Origin of the sequence: Gordonia phosphorivorans (assembly GCF_042432625.1) — a bacterium.
In the GTDB taxonomy this organism is placed as follows: domain Bacteria; phylum Actinomycetota; class Actinomycetes; order Mycobacteriales; family Mycobacteriaceae; genus Gordonia; species Gordonia phosphorivorans.
Genome location: NZ_JBHLWV010000031.1, coordinates 18608 through 39018, shown reverse-complemented (window position 1 = coordinate 39018; position 20411 = coordinate 18608). Strand labels below are relative to the sequence as shown.

General features: G+C 70.7%; 17 protein-coding genes. 1 reads left to right on the top strand and 16 read right to left on the bottom strand.

The genetic code is table 11. From position 1 onward, the window contains the following. Positions 1-4: 4 nt before the first annotated feature. From ACFFJD_RS16605 to ACFFJD_RS16595, 3 genes are read right to left on the bottom strand one after another with little or no spacing between them, the layout of a single operon-like run. Positions 5-670, bottom strand: coding sequence for a DUF1707 SHOCT-like domain-containing protein (locus tag ACFFJD_RS16605; protein WP_382366189.1), 666 nt, complete (start codon positions 668-670; stop codon positions 5-7). 38 nt (positions 671-708) lie between these two features. Further along, positions 709-2694 (bottom strand): VWA domain-containing protein, encoded by a 1986-nt coding sequence (locus tag ACFFJD_RS16600; protein ID WP_382366187.1) that lies wholly within the window; start codon positions 2692-2694, stop codon positions 709-711. 12 nt (positions 2695-2706) lie between these two features. Further along, positions 2707-4161, bottom strand: coding sequence for a sigma 54-interacting transcriptional regulator (locus ACFFJD_RS16595; protein ID WP_382366185.1), 1455 nt, complete (start codon positions 4159-4161; stop codon positions 2707-2709). 153 nt (positions 4162-4314) lie between these two features. On the opposite strand from ACFFJD_RS16595, the gene ACFFJD_RS16590 reads away from it, so the two are divergent. Continuing rightward, entirely contained in the window at positions 4315-4902 is a 588-nt protein-coding gene (locus tag ACFFJD_RS16590; protein WP_382366183.1) for a TIGR03086 family metal-binding protein, read from the top strand. Positions 4903-4960: 58 nt separating this feature from the next. On the opposite strand, the gene ACFFJD_RS16585 is transcribed toward ACFFJD_RS16590, so the two are convergent. From ACFFJD_RS16585 to ACFFJD_RS16525, 13 genes are all read right to left on the bottom strand, one after another. After that, complete coding sequence (locus ACFFJD_RS16585) at positions 4961-5830, bottom strand: endonuclease domain-containing protein (protein ID WP_382366181.1); 870 nt, start codon at positions 5828-5830, stop codon at positions 4961-4963. Positions 5831-5869: 39 nt separating this feature from the next. Further along, positions 5870-6256, bottom strand: coding sequence for a YchJ family protein (locus ACFFJD_RS16580; RefSeq protein WP_382366179.1), 387 nt, complete (start codon positions 6254-6256; stop codon positions 5870-5872). 37 nt (positions 6257-6293) lie between these two features. Further along, positions 6294-7043: a sulfite exporter TauE/SafE family protein gene (locus tag ACFFJD_RS16575; protein ID WP_382366177.1), complete on the bottom strand. Its 750-nt coding sequence runs from the start codon at positions 7041-7043 to the stop codon at positions 6294-6296. An 87-nt stretch (positions 7044-7130) separates the two neighbouring features. Continuing rightward, a complete protein-coding gene (purH, locus tag ACFFJD_RS16570) occupies positions 7131-8696 on the bottom strand; it encodes a bifunctional phosphoribosylaminoimidazolecarboxamide formyltransferase/IMP cyclohydrolase (protein WP_382366175.1) in 1566 nt (521 codons plus the stop codon). After that, the gene (gene purN / locus ACFFJD_RS16565) at positions 8693-9274 is read right to left on the bottom strand and encodes a phosphoribosylglycinamide formyltransferase (RefSeq protein WP_382366207.1); all 582 of its coding nucleotides are present in this window, start codon (positions 9272-9274) and stop codon (positions 8693-8695) included. The genes purH and purN overlap by 4 nt, the downstream gene beginning before the upstream one ends. Before the next feature lie 49 nt (positions 9275-9323). After that, the gene (locus ACFFJD_RS16560) at positions 9324-10829 is read right to left on the bottom strand and encodes a cell division protein PerM (RefSeq protein WP_382366172.1); all 1506 of its coding nucleotides are present in this window, start codon (positions 10827-10829) and stop codon (positions 9324-9326) included. A gap of 223 nt (positions 10830-11052) precedes the next feature. Beyond that, complete coding sequence (locus ACFFJD_RS16555) at positions 11053-11991, bottom strand: DUF5336 domain-containing protein (protein WP_382366170.1); 939 nt, start codon at positions 11989-11991, stop codon at positions 11053-11055. 105 nt (positions 11992-12096) lie between these two features. Continuing rightward, positions 12097-14055 (bottom strand): acetoacetate--CoA ligase, encoded by a 1959-nt coding sequence (locus ACFFJD_RS16550; RefSeq protein WP_382366168.1) that lies wholly within the window; start codon positions 14053-14055, stop codon positions 12097-12099. A 50-nt stretch (positions 14056-14105) separates the two neighbouring features. Further along, complete coding sequence (locus tag ACFFJD_RS16545) at positions 14106-15746, bottom strand: AMP-binding protein (protein WP_382366166.1); 1641 nt, start codon at positions 15744-15746, stop codon at positions 14106-14108. After that, on the bottom strand, positions 15746-16600 hold the full coding sequence (locus ACFFJD_RS16540; protein ID WP_382366164.1) for an HpcH/HpaI aldolase/citrate lyase family protein: 855 nt from the start codon (positions 16598-16600) through the stop codon (positions 15746-15748). Before ACFFJD_RS16540 ends, ACFFJD_RS16545 begins: the two co-directional genes overlap by 1 nt. Next, positions 16597-17106 carry a MaoC family dehydratase gene (locus ACFFJD_RS16535; RefSeq protein WP_382366162.1) on the bottom strand — a complete coding sequence of 170 codons (510 nt, stop codon included), beginning with the start codon at positions 17104-17106 and terminating at the stop codon, positions 16597-16599. Before ACFFJD_RS16535 ends, ACFFJD_RS16540 begins: the two co-directional genes overlap by 4 nt. Further along, positions 17103-18251: an acyl-CoA dehydrogenase family protein gene (locus tag ACFFJD_RS16530; protein WP_382366160.1), complete on the bottom strand. Its 1149-nt coding sequence runs from the start codon at positions 18249-18251 to the stop codon at positions 17103-17105. The genes ACFFJD_RS16535 and ACFFJD_RS16530 overlap by 4 nt, the downstream gene beginning before the upstream one ends. Positions 18252-18319: 68 nt before the next feature. Continuing rightward, a complete protein-coding gene (locus ACFFJD_RS16525; protein WP_382366158.1) occupies positions 18320-20380 on the bottom strand; it encodes an acetyl/propionyl/methylcrotonyl-CoA carboxylase subunit alpha in 2061 nt (686 codons plus the stop codon). Positions 20381-20411: the final 31 nt, after the last annotated feature.

The window sequence follows — 20411 nt, the reverse complement described above, 5'->3', positions numbered from 1 at the left end:
GGCCCTAATTCGGGCGACGGGGACCGATGTTCTGGCCGCGGGCGGCCCGCTCGGTCTCCACCCCGCCCATCAGCGCGAAACCGTTGATGATCACCTGCGGGGCGCCCGGTCGGCCCGGGCCCGCTCCCCGCCCGGAGAAGCCGCCCATGATGCCCGAACCGTGGACCTCCACCGTGATGTCGTCGGGCACCACGATCCGGATTCCACCCATGATCGCCCGGCACGAGACGGTCAGCACCGGCGCGGTGAACTCGACGTCGCGCAGGTCGATCTCCACGCCGCCCATCAGCGCGACGGCGCTCAGATGCGAGGACACGACGGCGCCGCCGCCGACAGAACCGCCGGACATGATCCCGGACACGCGCGTCACCGGAGCCGCGCCGGAGGTGCTCACCTGCGTGGTGTCCAGCCGACCGCTGACGACCGCGCCGCCCAACCGGTCCATCGGCAGGTCGGCACAGAGTTCGTCCAGCTCGGCCAGGGTCACCGCGGCCAGGGCGGTCCCCGCGCGCTCGGTGTACTCCTCCGGAGTCAGGGCGCCCACGCTCATCGCCGCGGACAGGAAGGCGTTCGCCTCCTCGCGGTCGGCCGTGCTGGCCCGCGTCGTGGCTCGCGCCTGATCGCCGAGCGGGACCGGAAAGTACTTGGCGCCATGCGGTTCCTGGGTCACGGGCTTCACCTTAATGCGTCGAGGGGCCGCCCGACCGGTCAGCGGGAGCGAAGGTAGTCGCCGACGACGGCCGCGCCGAGGCCGTCGACGTCGGGACTGACCACCCGTCCGCCGATCCGGCGGGCGATCTGATCGATGAACCGGGCCAGACCCGGGTCGTCGCCCAGCTTGAAAAAGGTGATCTGGGTGCCCATCCGGGAGATGTGGTCCAGTTCGCGCACGGTGAGCCCGATGGTCTGCGGGTGCGGCGGATAGAAGAAGAACGGTTGCCCGTCCGGATCCAGGTGCGCGGTGGGCTCGCCGTCGGTCACCACCAGGAGCACCGGCTGCGCGTTGGGGAAACGGCGCAGATGGCGTTGGGCCAGCAGCAGCGCGTGGTGCAGGTTGGTGCCCTGCTCCATCCGCGGTTCGAGGCCGGTCAATTCGCTCACCGAGGTGTCCCGGGCGTAGCGGCCGAATTCGATCAGATGCAGTTCGTCGGACCGGAAACGCGTCGAGATCAGGTGGTTCAGGGCCAGCGCGGTGCGCTTCATCGGCGTCCACCGGCCCTCCATGACCATCGAGAACGAGGTGTCCACGAGCAGCACGACGGCGGCCTGCGGCCGCGCCTCGGTGTCGGACACCTCCACATCGCCCATCTCGATCCGCACGCCGCCTGCCGCCATCGCGGTCAGGGCGTCGGCGCCGGAGGGCGCGGCCGCGACCGTCCGCAGCACCGCGTTCGACAGGGTCCGGGTGACGTCCCACGGCTCGGTGTCGCCGTAGGCCCACTCGCGGGTGGCCCCGGTCGGCTCGCCCAAGCGTCCGGCGGTGTCGGCTCGTCGCTCCCCCGACCGCGCGGACAGTTGCGCCGCGATGTCCTTGAGGATCGCCTCACCCAGCTGCCGCATGGCCTTCGGCGACAGACTCAGCTGCCCGTCCGGGTTGCGCTGAAAGAAGCCCTGCTCGCGCAGCGCACGATCCAACTCCGCGAGCGTGCGCGCGTCGGCGGCCGCCTCGTCGCCCAGCTGGCGCGCCAAGGCGTCCAGGTCGAGGTCTTCCATCTGCGCACCGGCGTAGGCCTGGGAGAGCTGCTCGGCCAGTTCCTCCAGTTCACCGATGTCCCGCAGGGCGGCCGCGCCCTCACCCATCCCCATCGGCTGGTCACCGGAGAACTGTTGTCCCCCATCCCAGTCCAGGTCGGGCCGGGCCTCGCGCAAGCTCGCATCCATCTGCGCCAGCTGATTCATCAGCGCGGGCGAGCCGAACGCCTGCTGGGAGAGTTCGGCGAGTTCGGCCTGCTGCTCGGGGCTGAGCGAATTGAAGAACTGTTGCGCCGCAGCGGATCTGCGCGCCAGCTCGTCGATGAGCTCTTCGGTGTTGCGTGGATTCTCCGGGAAGTACTGCCCGTGCTTGTCCATGAACTGCTCGAAGGCTTCGGTGGTGTCCTCGCCGCGGTTGTGGGCGTCGAGCAGCTCGTTCAGGTCGGCGAGCATCTCCGAGATCTGCCGACGGTCGTCGTCATCTGCCCCTTCCAGCGCCTGCTTCATGCCGGCGAAGCGCTGGTCGAGGGCCTCGCGGCCGAGGAGATCGGAGATCTGCCGGTACTTCTCGCGCGCATCTTGGCTGCGCCACCGGTAGTCGGAGAGTTCCCGGACGGCCTGCGCGGTGGACGTCGGCAGGCTGCCGATCTGCATTTCGGCCAGACGGGCGTCGTCGTCGAGGTCGCGCGCGAGCTGTTTGCGTTCGGCCAGCACCGCGTCGTCGAGCAGGCGACGGATCTGCTCGAAGGTGCCGTCCAGGTTCCGCGACCGGAGCAGTTCCCGCCGACGCCGGTTCGCCATCTCCGCGAGCCGGTCCAGCCCGGGGTTCGAGGCGCCACCGCGGCGCAGGAACTCGCGCAGCGCACGATCGGGCGACGTCCCGCTCATCACGTCGTCGCCGATCGCCGCCAGGGCCTCCCGCAGGTCCACCGGCGGTGCCAGCGGATCGGGCCCGCCGGTGTAGCGCTGGTAGCGGGACCGGTGGTGTCGGTTAGTCGTCATGGCTCATCGTCTTCAGCGCTGGTGGTCGTCGGTGTCGTCGGTCTCGACGCGGTACACGGTGCGGCCCCGCTCGTCGGGTTCCTTGCCGATGCGACGGGCCAGGAACAGTCCCTCCAGCGCGAACTCGAGAGCGCTCGCCCGCTCGGCGTCGTCGACCTCGAGTCGCTCGGCGAGTTCGTCGATCACGGCCGTGACCTCCGGATCGTCGCCGAGGGCGGCGACCACTTCCGCCGCGGGCACCCGATCTCCGGTGAGGACCGCGTCGCCGCTTTCCAGCCGGTCGACGAGGGGACGCAGATCCAGGCCGCCGAGTTCGGCGCGCACCGCGTCGGCGGTCGCCTTGCGCAGCAGGTAGTCGAGGATCTCCAGTTCCCGGCCCTCCTCGCCGGACTCGAACTCCACCTTGCCGCGCAGCACTTCCACCACCGACTCCAGGTCCACCGGCCGGGCCACCGCCAGGTCCTCCCCGACCACCGTCGCCCGGTGCAGGGCCGCGGCCGCCACCGTCTCGGCGCCGGCGATGGAGAAGCGCGCCGAGACGCCCGAGCGCTGGTCGATCGACGGATGCTCACGCAGGTACCGGGTGAACCGCGCCAGGACGCCGATCAGGAACGACGGCACGGTGGCCACCAGGTCGGCTTCCTGCTCGATCACGTCCACCTCATCGTCGAGCTCCAACGGGTAGTGGGTGCGGATCTCGGCGCCGAACCGGTCCTTGAGCGGGGTGATGATCCGGCCGCGGTTGGTGTAGTCCTCCGGGTTGGCGCTGGCCATCACCAGCACGTCCAGCGGCAACCGCAGGTTGTAGCCGCGCACCTGGATGTCGCGTTCCTCCATCACGTTGAGCATGGAGACCTGGATGCGTTCGGGGAGGTCGGGCAGTTCGTTGATGACGATGAGGCCGCGGTGCGCGCGCGGGATGAGCCCGAAGTGGATGGTCTCCGGGTCGCCCAGGCTGCGGCCCTGCGCCACCTTCATGGGGTCGATGTCGCCCACGAGGTCGGCGACCGAGGTGTCCGGCGTCGCCAGCTTCTCGCTGTAGCGCTCGCTGCGGTGCCGCCACTCGATCGGCAGGTCGTCGCCGAGTTCGGCGGCGCGGCGGCGAGACGCGGGCAGGATCGGCTCGTACGGATGCTCGTCGAGTTCGGAGCCGGCGATCACCGGGGTCCACTCGTCGAGCAGGTTCACCAGGGTGCGGAGCAGGCGGGTCTTGCCCTGCCCGCGCTCGCCCAGCATCACCACGTCGTGCCCGGCGATCAACGCGCGTTCGAGCTGTGGGATGACCGTCGCTTCGAATCCGACGATGCCCTCCCACGGATCGTCGCCGGCCCGCAATGCGGTCAGCAGGTTGTGGCGGATCTCGTCCCGGATGTCGCGCCGGCGGTGGTCACTGGCACGCAGTTCACCGAGCGTCGCGGCGGCGGGAGCGGGATGGGCGGCGGTCTCGATCACAGTCTCCGAAGGCACGTCGCCCACGCTACCCGTCCGGACCGACAGACCGCCCCGATCATCGGCCACCGCGTCGTCGGCCGATGCCCGGCGCGCGCCCGGTCCCGGGCGTAGCGTGAAAAGTGCCCCGCGATCTCACCGCGCCCGCGCAATCTCCCAAGGAGGCCCCCGATGACCTGGGATGCCCTAGCGATGTACACCAACGGACTGGACTTCTTCAGCGACGTCGTCGACGGCGTGGCGGACGACGGTTGGGACCGCGCGTCGCCGTGCGCGGGCTGGACCGCCCGGGACGTGCTCGGCCACGTCGGCGCCGGCACTCGCATGGGTATCGCGATCCTGTCCGGCGAGGCGATGGACTTCGCACACGCCGATCCGCCCGGCAGCGTGGTCTCCGGCCCGCCTGCGGCCTGGTGGGCCGAGCTCGCCGCCCGGGCGCGCACCGCCGTGGCGACCGTGGACGACCTGGACCGCGTCGTCGAGTCCCCCGCCGGACCGCGCACCGTGCGGGACGGATTGTCGTTCCCGGCCGTGGACCTGTTTCTGCACGGCTGGGACCTGGCGGCCGCCGGCGGCCGCAGCGTGGACCTGCCCGCCGAGGCGATCGCCTACACCGAGCAGATGTTCGCGCAGATCCCCGACGAAGTGACGCGCAGGCCCGGCGTCTTCGGCCCGGCGCTGCCCACACCGGCGGATGCCTCACCCACCGCACGACTGGTCGCGTTCACCGGACGCGACCCGGAGTTCCCCGGGAGCTAGACCCGGTACGACAACGGCACCTGGGGCCTCCACTCCGCAGATATGACGCCGTGACCGATCAGGGTGCCGTTGTCATACCGGACGCACGCCCACGATGCCGTCCCGGCCTGGTGATCGCTCGGATGTCCTCGACGACGCCGTCCCAGCCGAACAGGACATCGTCGTAGGTGAGGCGAAACGTCAACCAATTCCCGATCGTCGACTTGCGGTCGCGCAGGCGGTCGTTCTGGTAATTCGTCTTGTCCGTGTGAAACTGCGCGCCGTCGCATTCGATGATCAGGCGGCCGATGCGCAAGTCCGCCCGCGCGACCTCGGTGATCTGCGGTTGCACCACCACTTTGAAGTGCAGAGCACGCAGTCGAACCCGCGCGATGGATTCGGTGCCGGACTGCGAACGGTGGTCGGTCTTGTCCAAGAGCGCCTCCGCGCAGGCCGGAAGCCGACCCATCTCGGCGCGAATCCGGTCGGCGGACACCCCCAGACCTTGCTGCACCGAATCGCAGACCGCGATCCAATCTTCGGCCGCCATGCAGCGAGCAGCACATTCGAGAGCCACGATGATCGAGTCGACCGCCGTCCGGCCCGCCCGAATCGGTGAGTACGCCGTGCACGAGGCACGATCGGCCCACCGCCCGCTCCGAACGTGCTCGTCGGAGTATCCGGGCGGAACCCAGAAGCCGTAGCGCTGGAGCGCCGACACGCACGCGAGGACACCACCCGCCCGCACCGCGGCCGCGACCTTCGCGTCGTGCACCGGCGTCGCGTACCAGTCCTTTCGCGGCGTGGTCAGCTCACCGTCGCGCAGCAGCTTCCGGCGCCGACGTGCATCGATACCGAGATCGGCGAGTTCCTCGCGGAAGAACACGCCGTGACTGGCGCCGGACTCCCCGGCGACGAAGAAGCCTGCGGACCGGTGTGTATCCCCCATGAACCATTAGACGCACCGGCCGCCGGTTCGGTTCCCCCCTCAGTCGAGGTCGCCGTCGACGTAGAACCACCGACCGCCCTCGCGCACGAAGCGACTGAGCTCGTGCAGCCGTCCGCGTCCGGCGCCGTCCCGGTAGACCGCGGTGAACTCGACGGTGCCCTCGGGGTCGAACGGCCCGCCCCCGCCCACGGCCTCCACCGTCAGGTGCAGCCAGCGCTGATCGGGGTCCAGCTCGAGCACGGCGGGCCGGGTGCGCGGATGCCAGGTGGCGCGCAGGTAGTCGACGTCGCCCACCGCGAAGGCGGTGTAGCGGCTGCACATCAACGCCCGCGCCGTCGGCGCCGCGGCCTCCCCCGACAGATACCGCCCGCAGCACGCGGCCAGCCCTTCCCCGCTCCCGCAGGGGCATCGCACGATCTCGGTCACGACCGCCACGCTACCGACCCGCCCAGTCGGCGGGCGCTCAGGAACCGACCGCCAGCCAGACCGCGAGTCCGAGGCCGGCGACGCCGATCGTAATGCGCAGCGGGGTGGCCGGGAGCCGTTCGACGATGGGCGGCCCCAACCAACCGCCCAGCAGACAGCCGGCGCCCATCGCCAGGGCGGCGACGAGGTGGACGTCGGCGAAGACAAGGAAACCGATCGCGGCCACGGCATTGGCGATGCCCAGCAGGGCCGACTTCAGCAGCGTCGCCCGCCACAGCGGCAGGCCGGTGAGCACCATCGCCAGGGCCACGAACATCACCCCGGCACCGGCGCCGAAGTAGCCGCCGTAGATCGACACCGCGAACACGCCGACCAGCCACCAGGCGGGATGCTCGGCACGCTCGCCGACGCGGGCGCGCAGGCGAGGCTGCAACAGCAGCGCGATGGCGGCCAACGCCACCAGGTACGGGACCACCACTTCGAAGACGGACGACGGCGCCAGCATCAGCGCCCCGGCGCCGACGGCACCACCGGCGAGGGCGATCAGCGACGCGCGGGCCAGCGGTTTGCCGCCGTCCTCGGCCAGAAGCACCCGGCCGGACTTGGCGAAGCTCCCCACGCCCACCGCCACCAGCGCCACCGTGTTGGTGACGTTCGCAGTCATCGGCGACAGCCCGGCCATCAGCAGCGCCGGGTAACTGATGATCGACGCCAGTCCGGTCGCGTAGCCGACGGCACCGGCCGCGATGCCGGCGAGCACCAGCACCAGAATGTCGAGAAGACTCATGCTGTGTCCGTGCTCACCGGCGAGCAGCCGAACTTTTGTGTCCTCGAAGGCCCCTCACAGGTACCTTCGCGGACATAGAACTGCCGATCAGTGCGCGAAGTGCCGGGCACCCGTGAAGTACATGGTGATGCCCGCGGCCTGCGCGGCCTCGATGACCTCGTTGTCGCGGACCGAACCGCCGGGCTGCACCACGGCGCGCACACCGGCGTCGATGAGGACCTGCAGTCCGTCCGGGAACGGGAAGAAGGCGTCCGAGGAGGCCACCGAACCGCGGGCGCGGTCGCCGGCCCGGTTCACCGCGAGGTGCGCCGAATCGACCCGGTTCACTTGGCCCATGCCGACGCCCACCGAGGCGCCGTCGTGGGCCAGCAGGATCGCGTTGGACTTGACCGCGCGACCGGCGCGCCAGGCGAAGACCAGATCGGCGAGCGTCTGGGCGTCGGCCGGTTCGCCCACCGCGAGGGTCCAGTTGGCCGGATCGTCGCCCTCGGCGTCGAGCACGTCGCGGGCCTGCAGCAACGCGCCGCCGGAGATCGGCCGCAGCTCGACGCCCGATTCGGTGGGCGGCTGCGCGATCAGGATGCGGACGTTCTTCTTCCGGGCGAGGACCTCGACGGCGCCGTCGGCGTAGCCGGGAGCGATGATCACCTCGGTGAAGATCTCGGCCACCTGCTCGGCCATCTGCACCGAGACCTCGCGGTTGGCCGCGATCACGCCGCCGAAGGCGCTCACCGGATCGCACTCGTGCGCCTTGCGATGGGCCTCGGCGATGTCGGCACCCACGGCGATGCCGCACGGGTTGGCGTGCTTGATGATCGCGACGGCCGGCTCGGCGTGGTCGTAGGCGGCCCGCCAGGCGGCGTCACCGTCGGTGTAGTTGTTGAACGACATCTCCTTGCCGTGCAACTGCTCGGCCTGCGCCAGCCCGGCCGGACCCGCGTGGCTGGTGTACAGCGCCGCGCTCTGGTGCGGGTTCTCGCCGTAGCGCAGCACCGCGCTGCGATCCCAGGTGGCACCGGTCCACACCGGGAACGACGACTCGGTGTCGGGCGCCACCACGCTGCTCATCCAGGAGGCGACGGCGACGTCGTAGTCGGCGGTGTGGCGGAAGGCCTTGGCCGCCAGCGCCTGCCGCTCGGCCAGGGCGAAACCGCCGGTCGCGACCGCCTCGGCCACGCGCGCGTAATCGCTCGGGTCCACCACGACCGCGACGGACGGATGATTCTTGGCCGCGGCGCGCACCATCGACGGCCCGCCGATGTCGATCTGCTCGACGCACTCGTCGGGGCCGGCGCCGGAGGCGACGGTCTCGGTGAACGGGTACAGGTTGACGCACACCAGCTCGAACGGCTTGATGTCCAGGTCCGCGAGCTGGGCCAGGTGGTCGTCCTTGCGCGTGTCGGCGAGCACGCCCGCGTGCACCCGCGGGTGCAGCGTCTTGACCCGCCCCTCCAGGCATTCGGGGAAGCCGGTCAGCTCGCTGACCTCGGTCACCGGCACCCCGGCGGCGGCGATGGTCTTGGCGGTCGAGCCGGTCGAGACGATCTCCACGCCCGCCGCGTGCAGTGCCGTCGCCAGCTCGGTGAGGCCGGTCTTGTCGTAGACGCTGACCAGGGCCCGACGAATCGGCCGGGTGCCTGCGGATGCGTTCATGAGATATGTGCCTTTCGTCCATCGGTGACCACGCCGCGGGCCACCACGGCCTCCACCACGTCCGGGAGGAGTTCGCGTTCTGAGATCTTGATGCGTTCGTGCAGGGAGTCGACGGTGTCGTCGGGCAGCACCGGAACCGTCGCCTGCGCGAGGATGGGACCGGTGTCCACGCCGCCGTCCACCAGGTGCACCGTGGTGCCGGTGACCTTGACGCCGTAGGCCAGTGCATCGGCGACGCCGTGCGCGCCCGGGAAGGCCGGCAGCAGCGCCGGATGCGAGTTCACCACGCGACCGGCGAACCGGGCCAGGAACGCGGGTCCGAGGATCTTCATGAAGCCGGCCGTCACCACCCAGTCCGGAGCGAAGTCGTCCACGACGGCGAGCAGCTGCCGATCCCAGGCCGCCCGGTCGGGATGGTCGCCGAGGCGGCAGAGCACGACCGGTATCCCGGCCGCGGTGGCCACGTCCCGTGCCGGGCAATCGCGATCGACCACCACCGCCACCACCCGGAACGACGATCCCGGGGCGGCGGCGCGCTCGATCAGCGCGGCCAGCAACGAACCGGTACCCGAAGCCATCGCCACGACGGGCGCACGCGATTCGGACCGGTTGTTCACACCTGGAAGATTAGTGCCCCTCGCCCGCGTGCGGGCGTTCGGGGGCCGGGTCCGGAGAGTCTGCCTCCCCGGATGTGACGGGCAGCTCAGCGGTCACCGCGCTCGCATCGTCGTCGGCGACTCCGGTCTCCTCGGTATCCGGCGCGGTCGCCTCGACCGGGTCGTCGGCTGGATCGTCGGCGGGGTCCGCGTCCTCGGGATCGTCCTCGGCGAGATCTGCGTCCTCGGGAGTCTCGGTCCGGTCCGGGTCTTCGACGATCTCCAGGTCCGCGAACTCGGCGTCCTGCGCCAGCAGCCGGTCCAGGTCGAAGTCGTCGGCCGGGTCGCCGGTGCCGAACCATCCGGCGGGTGCGTACCGGTGCACGACCGCGGTGAGCGCACCCGCCACGGCGATCCACGCGAAGGTGTAGACCCCGGCCAGCGGTGCGCTCACGCCCACCCGGCCGAGTTCCCCGACCGCGCCGGCGGCCATCGCGCACGACAGCACCACCAGGGCCGCGCACGTCGCCGCGGCCACCGCCACGGCCCGCAGGTGCTTGGCCAGATCGAAGCTCCGGCAGTACCAGCCGACGGCCACCCCGACCGCCACCGGCACCACGAACACGAAGGCGCCGAACGCGCCGAGGCTCGACTCGGGCAGCGCGCCCAGGATCGGCACCGGCGGTACCGCACCGGGGTGCACGCTGATCGCATCCATGGTGGCGGTGCCGACCTGCGCGCTCGCCCCGACCGCGATGCCGAGCGCCCCGGCCACCACGTTCGGCAAGTACAGGATCGACAGCAGCGTCAGACCGAGGTAGCCGTCGAAGGAGTTGCCGGTCGCGATCAGTTCACCGACGCGGCTCCACTTGGCGATGACGGCCACCACCACCAGCAGCGTGCCGCCGACAAGCAGCCCGGCGAAGGCGAGGACCCCCGCGCGGGCGCCGACCCGGTCGGCGACCGGGAACTCGTAGATCTCCAGGAGCGGCTCGGCGCAGCGTCGGCCCACGCCGATCGCCACGCCGATGGCCTGCACCAACAGGGTGAATCCGAAGGCAGGCAGCGGCGCGGGCTGGCCGAGCGCGGACACCGCCGCACCGTCGGCCACCACGGCCAACGCCAGCGCCGTCCACAGCAGCGGACCGGCCAGGGCCGCCCCGGCGATCGCTCCGACGTCCTGCAGGGTGCTCACTTCCCGGCACGCCCGCGCGGTGACCACCGCGACCGCGACGATGAGGGCGAGGGTGGGCAGCAGCGGCAGCACCCCGAGGGTCACGCCGCCCACGATCAGCGGCACCTGATTGACCGCCAGCCACGCCGCGGCCGACTGACCGGCCAGCCCGCCGAACGCGCCACCGGCCAGCAGCTTGGTCACCGTGAGCACCAGGGCCAGGATCACCGTGGTGATCATGGGCACCAGCAGGGCGACCTTCAGCAGGTTCCAGGTGACCGGGTGCCCGACCGGATGTTCGCCACGCCGAGTGACCCGTCCCTGCCGGAGACGGGTGACCAGAGATTCGGTGGTTGCAGGCATCGCTATCGAGGGTGGCACGTCCGGTGGCGCGTCCGAAGGGGCCACGCCGCACAGGGGGAAATTGTGATGGTCGCGCTGCCGGTCTCCGGTCGCGCGGCCGGACCTGGCTCGCGCTGCCGGAGTATTCCGACAGCGCGACGGTGATTCGACCGCGCGAAGGGCGGAAACGACGGACGCCGCCGCCCCACACGGGGCGACGGCGTCGGTCGAGTGCGGCGCGGGGTTACTTGTCGCGCTCGGTTCCGGTGGTGCCGGTGCCTTCGCCCCCGGCGGTACCCGAGGTGTCCGGGAGACCGAAGAAGGTCGTCGCCGAACCGTCGTCGCCGGAGGTCTCCCCCGCCGACGGCACCGGGTTGTAGGTGGTCGCCTGCTCGCTGCCCGCGGCCGATTCGGAAGAACCGTACGAGGGGGCCGAGCCATACGACGGGGCCGAACCGTACGAGGGGGCCGAGCCGTATGCGGGAGCCGAACCGTAGGAGCTGGTCGCGGGTGCGTCCTGGCCGTAGCTGGGCGCCGCAGGCTGCCCGTACGAGCCGGTCGCGGCCTGGCCGTAGGCCGGGGCCGCGCCGACCGCCGGGGCGGGAGCGGTCTTGATGTTGCCGTTCGCCACCAGCAGCCAGGCGATGGCGGCCAGCGCACCGATGACGGTGAAGATCAGCAGCACGATGGCGCCGGCGCCGGTGTCGGCCTCACTGCCAGAATCGCCCCCGGCGAACATGAAGATGGTGACCAGCAAGGCGGTCACATTGATCGCCGCGATACCGGCGATGAAGTGCTTGCTCGCACCGATCACCAGGGTCAGGAGGGCTGCGATGCCTGCCACCGCGAAGATGATCCACGGCGCCACGTAGAAGGTGTCGAAGATCTTGATGGACTCGGTGCCGCCGCGGTAGCGCTCTGCCGTGAAGGCCGGCAGGAAGCCGCAGAACAGCATGATGACGCCGAGGCCGCCCACCACGGCGGACAGGATCAACGACGAATTGTGCGGAAGACCCTGCGACGGCGGCTTGGGCGCCTGGTACTGCTGCTGCCCGTACTGCGGCTGCCCGTACTGCTGGGCCTGCTGGCCGTACTGCTGCTGACCGTACTGACCGGCGCCGTACTGCTGCTGGCTCTGGCCGGGGTCGCCCTGGCCGTAGCTCGGGCCTTGCGGATACGTCATGGAGATCCTCCTGGCGTTGGGAACGGCCACCGTCGACGATGACCCACGAACGGCACCTACGCTAGTACAGGCACCGTTCGCGCACAGGTTCGGATGCGGCGCACGTCACCACCGGTGGGCCGCACCGCGCTCGCGGTACCAGTCGATCAGTCCCGGATCGTCGATCGACTTCGGATCCACGTTGACGTCGTCCCGCCCGGCCAGAATCGCGGTGACCGGGACCTCCAGTTTCTTCCCGGTGCGCGTGTGCGGAATGCCCGGGGCGAGGATCATCTCGTCCGGGACGTGCCGCGCCGACAGTCGGGACCGGATCTCGCCGACCACGCGCTGGACGAGTTCGTCGGTGAGTTCGGCGCCCGGCACCAGGGTGACGAACATCGGCATCCAGTAGGCGCCGTCGGGGCCGTCGACACCGAGCACGAAGGCCTCGGCGATCTCGTCGACGCCCTCGACCACCTCGTAGATGTCGGCCGAGCCCATCCGGATGCCGTGCCGATTCAGGGTGGCGTCGCTGCGGCCGTGGAACAGCAGCGAACCGCGGTCGGTGACCGTGACCCAGTCCCCGTGCCGCCACACCGGGTGCGGAAGCGGGCGGTCCCACTCGTGGTCGAAGTAGGCGGCCCGGTAGCGGGCCTGATCGTCGTCGTTCCAGAAGCAGAGGGGCATCGACGGCATCGGTGCGGTCACCACCAGCTCGCCCACCTCGCCGATCAGCGGGCGCGCGTCCGACGACCAGCTCTCCAGCGCCACGCCGAGGTGGCGGACCGGGAGCTCGCCGGCCACCACCGGCACCCCGGTGCTGCCGCCGGCGAACCCGCTGACGATGTCGGTGCCGCCGCTCACCGAGGAGATCGGCAGGTCGGCGTCGACGTTCTCGTACACCCACTCGAACAGATCCGCCGGAAGGGTGGAGCCGGTGCTGCCGAGGGTCCCCAACGCGGACAGGTCGTGGTCGCGTCCGGGCACCAGGCCGGCCTTGCGCGAGGCGTTGAGCTGGCCGGGGCTGGTCCCGAAGAAGGTGACGTGCTCGGCGGCGACGATCTGCCAGAGCCGGTCGGCGTCGGGGTAGAGCGGCGACCCGCTGTAGGTCACGATGCGCGCCCCCACCAGCAGTCCGGCCACCTGATAGTTCCACATCATCCAGCTCAGCGCGGTGTGCCAGAAGAACACCGACTCGGGCCCGAGGCCGCAGTGCAACGCCGTCTGCTTGAGGTGCTCCACCAGGACGCCGCCGTGGCCGTGCACGATGCCCTTCGGGCGACCCGTGGTGCCCGAGGAGAACAGCACCCACAGCGGATGGTCGGCGGGCACCTTCACCGGGGACGGTGTGCGCGTGGTGTCGGCGACGACGTCGGCCCAGGCGGTCTCGGCCGCGTCGGCGTCCGCACCGACCTGGATGTGCAGGACCAGCTCGTCGAGCAGGCCGGCCAGTTCGGCGCTGTCGGCGCACTTGTCCACGTCCTTGCCGTTGAACCGGTAGCCCGCGCACGAGAACAGCGCCTTGGGCTGCAACTGCGCCAGGCGCCCCGCCGCGCCCTCGGGCGCGTAGTCCTGCCCGCAACCGGACCAGATCGCACCGAGCGAGGCCGTGGCCAGGAAGGCGACCGCCGCTTCCGGAATGTCCGGCAGGTAGGCGGCGACGGTGTCGCCCGCACCGATGCCGGCGTCGGCCAGCGCCCCGGCGACCGCTGCCACCTGCCCGGGCAGGTCCCGCCAGGCGATCGTGGTGCGGTTACCGGACTCGTCGAGGCCGACGATGGCCGCCCCGTCCCGATCGCAGTGCCGCAGCACCGCGTCGACATAGTTCAGACGGGCCCCGGGGAACCAGTCGGCGCCCGGCATCTCCGCGTCGGCGAGCACCGCCGCGTCGCCGTCGCCGAGCGGCTGCTCGGCCACCTCGTCGAGCTCGAAGAAGTCCCAGATCGCCCGCCAGAAGCCGGGCAGCTCCTCCACCGAGTACTGCCACACCGCGTCGTACGACGGCAGGTCGAGACCGGTCCGTTCCGCGAGGAAAGCGACGAAGGCGTCATACGGCGTCACGTCGCCGGAGGGGTGTTGGCTCATGGGGGGATGTTCTCCTGCTGGTTCTACGGGGGTGCGCGCGGGGCCGCGGCCTACTGCTCGAGGCCGAGCAGATCGATGGCCTGCGCCCGCATCTCGACCTTGCGCACCTTGCCGGTCACGGTCATCGGGAAGCTCTCGACCACGTGCACATACTTGGGGATCTTGTGTCGAGAGATGGCGCCGGCGGCGAACTCGCGCAGGCTCTCGGCGGTCATCGGCTCGGCGCCCTCACGCAGCTGCACCCAGACCATCAGTTCCTCGCCGTACTTCTCGTCCGGGACACCGATCACCTGGGCGTCGACGATGTCCGGGTGCGTGTACAGGAACTCCTCCACCTCGCGCGGATAGATGTTCTCGCCGCCGCGGATCACCAGGTCCTTGATCCGACCGGTGATGCGAACGTAGCCGTCCTCGCCCATCACCGCGAGGTCGCCGGTGCGCATCCAGCCGTCCTCGGTGATCGCCTCGGCCGTCTTCACCGGGTCGTTGCGGTACCCGAGCATCACCGAGTAGCCGCGCGTGCACAGTTCGCCGGCCTCACCGCGCGGCACCTGCTCGCCGGTCGCCGGATCCACCACCTGGATCTCCAGATGCGGACCGACGCGTCCGACGGTGCCGACCCGCAGCTCCAGCGGATCGTCCATGCGGGTCTGGGTGGACACCGGGCTGGTCTCGGTCATGCCGTAGCAGATCGACACCTGCGACATGTGCATCTCGTCGAGCACCCGGCGCATCACCGACTCGGGGCAGGTGGAGCCGGCCATGATGCCGGTCCGCAGGGAACTCAGGTCGAACTCCCGTCCGGAATCCAGGAGTGCCAGTTCGGCGATGAACATCGTCGGTACGCCGTACAGACTGGTGCACCGGTACTTCTCCACCGCCGCCAGCGTGGCCGCCGCATCGAAGGCCGGCGCCGGGATCACCATGGTGGCGCCGTGCGAGGTGGCCGCCAGGTTGGCCATCACCATGCCGAAGCAGTGGTAGTACGGCACCGGGGTGCAGATCGAGTCGGCCTCGGTGTACTCCAACAGCTCGCCCACCAGGTAGCCGTTATTACCGATGTTGCGGTGCGAGAGCGTGACGCCCTTCGGATTGCCGGTGGTGCCCGACGTGTACTGGATGTTGATCGGGTCCTCGGCCCGCAGCGTGGCGGCGACCGCCGCCAGCTGTTCGAGTTCGGCCCCGGTGGGCGCGACGAGCAGATCGTCGAACGCGGGCGACTCGAACAGGATCACCGACCGCAGGTCCGGCACCTCGGCCCGCACGTCCTCGAGCATCTGGGCGTACGCCGAATCCCGGAAGGCCGTGGCCGAGAAGACCACCGAGGCGCCCGACTGGTTGAGCGCATAGGCCACCTCGTGTCGACGGTACGACGGGTTCAGCACCACCAGCACCACACCGGCCTCGGCCGCCGCGAACTGGGTCATCACCCATTCCCACCGGTTCGGCGCCCACAGTGCCAGCCGGTCGCCGGGGGTCAGGCCCAGGCGCCGCAGACCGGCGGCCAGTGCCCGCACCTGCGCGTGGAACTCGCGGTAGGTCCACTGGCGGCCGGCACCCTCGTTCGCGGCAGCATCGATCAGTGCCACCGAATCCGGATGTGCCGCAGCGGTTTTGGCGAGCGTGACGCCGATGGTGTCCTCCAGCAGCGCCGGGGTGTCCTCCCCCTTCGCGTACGACAGTTCGCTCATCACACTTCCTCTCCGATGCGTCGCAGGACCGCTACGGCCTGCCCGAACACGGGCGCGTCGACCATCTGGCCGTCGAATGTGAACACGCCCCCGCCGAACTCGTCGGCGGCGGCCAGCAGGCGGCGCGCCCAGGCCACCTCCTGCGGTGACGGCGCGTAGCCGTCGCGTACCACCTGGGCCTGCGACGGATGGATGCACGCGGTGCCCGCGAAGCCCAACGCGACCGCATCCCGCACTTCCAGGTCCAGGCCCACCACGTCGGCGATGTCCACGTGCACCGCATCGATGGCGGCCCGGCCGAAGGCGCCGGCGGCCAGTCGGACGCGAGCGCGCGCGAAGCGCGGGACGTCGCGGTAGGCGCCCGCCCCGGGCTCGGCCGCGGCGAAACGACTGGACTTGCCGCCCAGACCGGCGACGAGGTCCTCGGCCCCCCACATCAGGCCGACGCAGTTGTCGACCGCGGCGATCTCCTCGCAGCGGACCACGCCGAGCGGTGTCTCGATGAGTGCGACCACCGAATAGTCAAGGGCGGCGACCACTGCCGGGTCCTGCGCCTTGGCCAGCATGATCACCCGGTAGTCGGTGCGGGCCAGCGCCTCCAGGTCGGCGGCGTGCTCGTCGGTGTCGACGGCGTTGACCCGCACCACCACGCGCTGCGGGTCCAGCGGGGTGTCGATCAGGGCCTGGCGGGCCGCCGCCTTGTTCTCCGGCGAGACGGCATCCTCGAGGTCGAGGATCACCACGTCGGCGCGCTCGGCCGCCTTCGCGTAACGCTCCGGCCGATCGGCCGGGCAGAAGAGCAGGGCCGGTCCGGCCGGGAGCCACCCGGACGAGAGGGCTGGGGAGTCGGTCATCGCTGTCCTTCGGGATCGAGACGAACCAGGGTCGAGCGGGAGGCGCGCGCCACCACGACGCCGTGCTGATTGCGGCCGAGGTGGGTCAGCGACACGACGCCCTCCCCCGGCCGCGACTTGGACACGCGCTTACCGGTGCACTCGGTCTCGGCATACAGCGTGTCGCCGGCGAACATCGGTGCGGGAAAAGCGATGTCGGAGAAGCCGAGGTTGGCCACCAGCGTGCCCTGCGTCAACTGGGCCACCGACAGGCCGACGATCGTCGACAGGGTCAGCATGGAGTTGATCAGGCGCTGACCGTCGAAACCCGGCTGCGTCGCCGACCACGCCGCATCCAGGTGCAGCGCCTGGGTGTTCATCGTGAGGGTGGTGAACAGGACGTTGTCGGCCTCGGTGAGGGTGCGGCCCGGCCGGTGCTCGTACACGGCTCCGATCTGGAACTCTTCGAACCACAGGCCGCGCTGGGTGATCCGCGCGCCCGGCGCCGTCGACTCGGCCGCGCTCATGCGGGCAGTCCGAGCGCGCGGGCGATCAGCATGAGCTGCACCTCGGTGGTGCCCTCGCCGATCTCCAAGATCTTGGAGTCCCGGTAGTGGCGGGACACCGTGTACTCGTTCATGAAGCCGTAGCCGCCGTGGATCTGCGTGGCCATGCGCGCATTGTCCATCGCGGCCTCGCTGGAGATCATCTTGGCGATGGAGGCCTCCTTCTTGAACGGCTTGCCGGCCAGCATCTTGGCGGCGGCCGCGTAGTACGCGGTGCGCGCGGCGTAGGCGCGCGCCTCCATCCGGGCGATGGCGAACGAGATCGACTGGTACTGGTCGATCGACTTGCCGAACGACTGCCGCTCGGCGGCGTACTTGATCGACTCGTCCACGCAGCCCTGCGCCACACCGGTGGCCAGGCCCGCGATCGCCACGCGCCCCTCGTCGAGGATGGACAGGAAGTTGGCGTAGCCGCGACCGCGGGTGCCCAGCAGGTTCTCCCGCGGCACCCGGACGTCGGTGAAGCTCAGCGGATGGGTGTCCGAGGCGTTCCAGCCGACCTTGTCGTAGGGCGGCTCGGCGACGAAGCCCGGGGTGCCCGCGGGCACGATGATCGTCGAGATCTCCTTGCCGCCGTCCGGCCGGGTCCCGGTCACCGCGGTCACGGTCACCAGCGAGGTGATGTCGGTACCGGAGTTGGTGATGAACTGCTTGCCGCCGTTGATCACCCATTCGTCGCCGTCCTCGACGGCGGTGGTGGCGGTGGCGCCCGCATCGCTGCCGGCGCCCGGCTCGGTGAGCCCGAAACCGGCCAGCCGCTTGCCCTCGGCCAGGTCGGGCAGCCAGCGCTCCTTCTGCTCCTGCGTGCCGAACTTGTAGATCGGCATGGCACCGAGGCCGACGCCGGCCTCCAGGGTGATGGCCACCGACTGGTCCACCTTGGCCAGTTCCTCCAGGGCCAGCGCCAGGGCGAAGTAGTCGCCGCCCATGCCGCCGTACTCCTCGGGGAACGGCAGGCCGAACAAGCCCATCTGGCCCATCTGCTTGACCACGTCGTACGGGAACGACTTCTCTTTGTCGTGCTTGTACGACACCGGCGCGACGACCTGCTGCGCGAACTCACGCACGCTGCCGATGAGGTCGGTGTATTCCTGGCTCAGTTCCATCTTCGAAGTACCTTCTTGCTCACGAGTTCTAGGGCTGACGTTAGTGACTGACCGCACCACCGCGCGGACTACTCCGGGGTAGCGGCGGGCTCCTCGGATTCGGCGACGACGTGCGCCAGCATCTGCTGGGCATCCACCTTCTGACCCACACGGACGCTGATCGACGCGATGCCGTCGGCCGGTGCCCGCAGGGTGTGTTCCATCTTCATCGCCTCGACCACGACCAGCGGATCGCCGGCCGCGACCACGGCGCCGTCGGTGCCCGGGACGGCCACCACGGTGCCCGGCATCGGACTGCGCACATCGCCGACGGCCAGCGCGTCGTCGGCGTCGGCCAGGGTGTGTGCCAACTGCATCACCCAGGTGCCGTCCTCACCGGCGACCCAGCGCCGCAGCGCGGAGGTCTGCTCCACCACCCAGCGCGCTCCGACGCCGTCGCAGCGCACGGTCACCGCGTGGTCCCCGCGCGGCCGGAGGTACACGGTGCCCCGCCAGGTCGTCTCCTCGTCGACGGTGATGTCCACCTCGGCGTGCAACGTGTGGGTGTCGGAGTCGGTGACCAGCGCCGAGACCGTGTAGGTCCGGCCGTCGCAGACCAGCCGGGTGACCACCGGCGAGGGCACGCCGATCCGGAAGGCCACCGCGCTGCTCCACACGTCGTCAGCGTCGCCGAGATCGAGGGTGCCGAGCGCCCCGGCCACCAGGGCCGCCGGCGTGGGCGCGGGCGCGGCGTAGTCCACCACCAGCCGATCGAGCAGTTCGGTGTCGAGTTCGCCGGCTCGCACCGCCTCCTGTCCCAGCACGTAGCGGCAGAAGTCGATGTTGGTGCCCACGCCCACGAGAGCGGTCTCGGCGAGGGCCTCGTCGAGCCGGTCGAAGGCCTCGGTGCGGTCGGCACCGTGGCAGATGATCTTGGCCAGCATCGGGTCGTAGTCCGAGCCGATCACCGAACCCTCGTCGATGCCCGAGTCGATGCGGACGTGCGCGGCCAGGGCGGTGGGCCACCGCAGCGTGCGCACGGTGCCGCCGGTCGGCAGGAAGCCCTGCGCGGGATCCTCGGCGTAGACGCGGGCCTCCACCGCGTGCCCGGTGAGCACCACGTCGTCCTGGGCGATGGCGAGCACCTCGCCGCGGGCCACCCGCACCTGCTGTTCCACCAGGTCCACACCGGTGACCAGTTCGGTGACCGGGTGCTCCACCTGCAGTCGGGTGTTCATCTCCATGAAGTAGAAGTCGTCGGGCGCGGTGGCCGAGACGATGAACTCCACGGTCCCGGCCCCGGTGTAGCCCACACTGCGGGCCGCGTCGCAGGCGGCCTGCCCGATGCGGGCCCGCGTCTCCGGCGTGAGCAGCGCCGACGGCGCCTCCTCGATGACCTTCTGGTGGCGGCGCTGCAGCGAGCACTCACGCTCCCCCAGGTGGATCACGTTGCCGTGTTCGTCGGCCAGCACCTGGACCTCGATGTGGCGCGGCGTCAGCACGAAGTGCTCGAGGAACAGGGCGTCGTCGCCGAACGCCGAGGCCGCCTCGCGGCGCGCGGTGACCAGCGCGGCGGGCAGCTCGGCCGGATCGTCGACGCGGTGCATGCCCTTGCCGCCGCCGCCGGCGCTGGGCTTGATGAGCACCGGGAAACCGATGTCCGGCGCCGCGGCGATCAGGTCGGCGTCGGTGAGGCCGGGCCGCGAGAGTCCGGGCACCACCGGGACGCCCCGTTCGACGACCGCCGCGCGCGCGGTGATCTTGTCGCCCATGGTGGCGATGGCCCGCGCGGGCGGTCCGACGAACGCGATGTCGGCGGCCGCCAGCGCGGCGGCGAACTCCTGATTCTCGGAGAGGAAACCGTAGCCGGGGTGCACCGCATCGGCCCCGGTCGCGCGGGCCGCCGCGACGACCTTCGCGATGTCCAGGTAGCTCTCGGCCGCGGGGGCCGGCCCCAGGCGGACGGCCACGTCGGCGGCCCGCACGTGCGGGGCGTTCGCGTCGGCGTCGGAGTACACCGCGACGGACCGGATACCCATGGTCCGCAGCGTGTCGATCACGCGGCAGGCGATCTCGCCGCGGTTGGCCACCAGCACGCTGCGGATGGTCCGCGGGCTCGCGGTGGCGGGGGAAGAAATGGCGGTTGTCATCACTGAATCCTGTGGTCGCGGAGTGAGGTGT

Bases quoted from the DNA above. Each gene is read 5' to 3' on its own strand.
- purH (WP_382366175.1), bottom strand. From the start codon at position 8,696: ATGAACGCATCCGCAGGCACCCGGCCGATTCGTCGGGCCCTGGTCAGC.
- ACFFJD_RS16590 (WP_382366183.1), top strand. From the start codon at position 4,315: ATGACCTGGGATGCCCTAGCGATGTACACCAACGGACTGGACTTCTTC.
- ACFFJD_RS16585 (WP_382366181.1), bottom strand. From the start codon at position 5,830: ATGGGGGATACACACCGGTCCGCAGGCTTCTTCGTCGCCGGGGAGTCC.
- ACFFJD_RS16575 (WP_382366177.1), bottom strand. From the start codon at position 7,043: ATGAGTCTTCTCGACATTCTGGTGCTGGTGCTCGCCGGCATCGCGGCC.
- purN (WP_382366207.1), bottom strand. From the start codon at position 9,274: ATGGCTTCGGGTACCGGTTCGTTGCTGGCCGCGCTGATCGAGCGCGCC.
- ACFFJD_RS16540 (WP_382366164.1), bottom strand. From the start codon at position 16,600: ATGACCGACTCCCCAGCCCTCTCGTCCGGGTGGCTCCCGGCCGGACCG.
- ACFFJD_RS16550 (WP_382366168.1), bottom strand. From the start codon at position 14,055: ATGAGCCAACACCCCTCCGGCGACGTGACGCCGTATGACGCCTTCGTC.
- ACFFJD_RS16530 (WP_382366160.1), bottom strand. From the start codon at position 18,251: ATGGAACTGAGCCAGGAATACACCGACCTCATCGGCAGCGTGCGTGAG.
- ACFFJD_RS16545 (WP_382366166.1), bottom strand. From the start codon at position 15,746: ATGAGCGAACTGTCGTACGCGAAGGGGGAGGACACCCCGGCGCTGCTG.
- ACFFJD_RS16525 (WP_382366158.1), bottom strand. From the start codon at position 20,380: ATGACAACCGCCATTTCTTCCCCCGCCACCGCGAGCCCGCGGACCATC.
- ACFFJD_RS16535 (WP_382366162.1), bottom strand. From the start codon at position 17,106: ATGAGCGCGGCCGAGTCGACGGCGCCGGGCGCGCGGATCACCCAGCGC.
- ACFFJD_RS16600 (WP_382366187.1), bottom strand. From the start codon at position 2,694: ATGACGACTAACCGACACCACCGGTCCCGCTACCAGCGCTACACCGGC.
- ACFFJD_RS16555 (WP_382366170.1), bottom strand. From the start codon at position 11,991: ATGACGTATCCGCAAGGCCCGAGCTACGGCCAGGGCGACCCCGGCCAG.
- ACFFJD_RS16560 (WP_382366172.1), bottom strand. From the start codon at position 10,829: ATGCCTGCAACCACCGAATCTCTGGTCACCCGTCTCCGGCAGGGACGG.